2 protein-coding genes are annotated in these 1,386 nt (G+C 68.5%); both read left to right on the forward strand.

Features of this window, described 5'->3' with window-relative positions; all coding sequences use genetic code 11:
• On the forward strand, positions 1–657 hold a 657-nt coding region (gene clsB / locus FKP22_RS30415; protein ID WP_141291932.1), incomplete at its 5' end, for a cardiolipin synthase ClsB.
• The coding region (locus FKP22_RS30420; RefSeq protein WP_141291933.1) for a lysylphosphatidylglycerol synthase transmembrane domain-containing protein at positions 654–1,386 on the forward strand (733 nt) is incomplete at its 3' end. The genes clsB and FKP22_RS30420, both read left to right, overlap by 4 nt.

Genomic DNA, 1,386 nt, shown 5'->3' on the forward strand with positions numbered 1-1,386 from the left:
GTGGTGCGCGACAACCATCACCACCGCACTGACATCGAACGCCAGTACCGTCTGGCCATCCGCCAGGCCCGCCACCGAATCGTGATCGCCAACGCCTACTTCTTCCCCGGCTACCGCCTGCTGCGCGAGTTGCGCCGTGCCGCGCAGCGTGGCGTGGACGTACGGCTGATCCTGCAGGGCAAGCCGGACATGCCCATCGTCAAGACGGCCGCCTCGCTGCTGCACGGGCACCTGCAACGCGCCGGCGTGCGCATCTTCGAATACTGCGAGCGGCCACTGCACGGCAAGGTGGCCGTGGTGGACGACGAATGGGCCACCGTCGGCTCCAGCAACCTGGACCCGACCAGCCTGGCGCTGAACCTGGAGGCCAATGTGGTCGTGATGGACCGCGACTTCAATGCCACGCTCAGCGAGCGGCTCACCCACCTGATGGCAGAAGCCTGCCACGAGGTGCCACAGGTGCAACTCTCTGCCTGGGGTTCCGCCTGGGCGCAGCTGCGCGGCGCGGTGGTGTTCTTCGCACTGCGGCGCTTTCCGGGCTGGCTGCGCAACGTGCCGGCCGCCGTGCCGGCGATCCAGCCGGCGCGGCCCAGTGCGTCTTGCAGCAGCGGCGACTGTGGTGACGGGGCCATGGCCCGGGCGCAGGTTTCGCCATGACCGTGGCTGCGCCGATGCCGGCACGCCCAGCGACGCCGCTTGTTGTGCCCTGGTACCAGGCGCGCTGGTTGCGCCAGGCCCTGGTGGTGCTGTTCCTTGTCGGGGTGGCGGTGTTGCTGGTGCATGCAGGGCGCAAAGTGCCTTGGGCCGAGGTTGGCAAGGCCTTGCAGGAGACACCGGCGTGGCAGCTGGCGGCGGCGCTGTTGTTCTCCGTTCTCAGCTATTTGGCCTATGCCGGATTCGACATCCTGGGTCAGCAGGTCACAGGCCACAAGGTCAGCCGCCTGGCGGTGTTGCGCGTCGCGGCCGTCAGCTTTGCGATCAACCAGAACCTGGGCTACATGGTCGGTGGGCTGGGACTGAGGTTGAATCAATACACCGCGCTGGGCCTGCGACCAGCCGTGATTGCCGCCGTGGCCGGCACCAGCGCGCTGACCAACTGGCTGAGCCACTTCGCACTGTTCGGCGCCTTGCTGGTGTTCGGCACGCAAGCGCTGCCGCGCCTGTGGGGCGTGGCGTCGGGGGTCTGGCAGATCGCGGGCGGCGTGGCGCTGGCCCTTGTGGTTGCTTATGTGTGGGCCTGCGTGGCATTCAAGCGCCGGCAGTGGCGCTGGCGTTCGCTGGAACTGGACCTGCCAAACGGCCGCATGGCGCTGCTGCAGCTGGCACTGGGCGCGCTGCACTGGGGCTTCACGGCAGCCATCGTCTGGGTCGCCCTGCCAGCGGGGG

It is taken from the genome of Ideonella azotifigens (assembly GCF_006519715.1).
In the GTDB taxonomy this organism is placed as follows: domain Bacteria; phylum Pseudomonadota; class Gammaproteobacteria; order Burkholderiales; family Burkholderiaceae_C; genus Ideonella; species Ideonella azotifigens.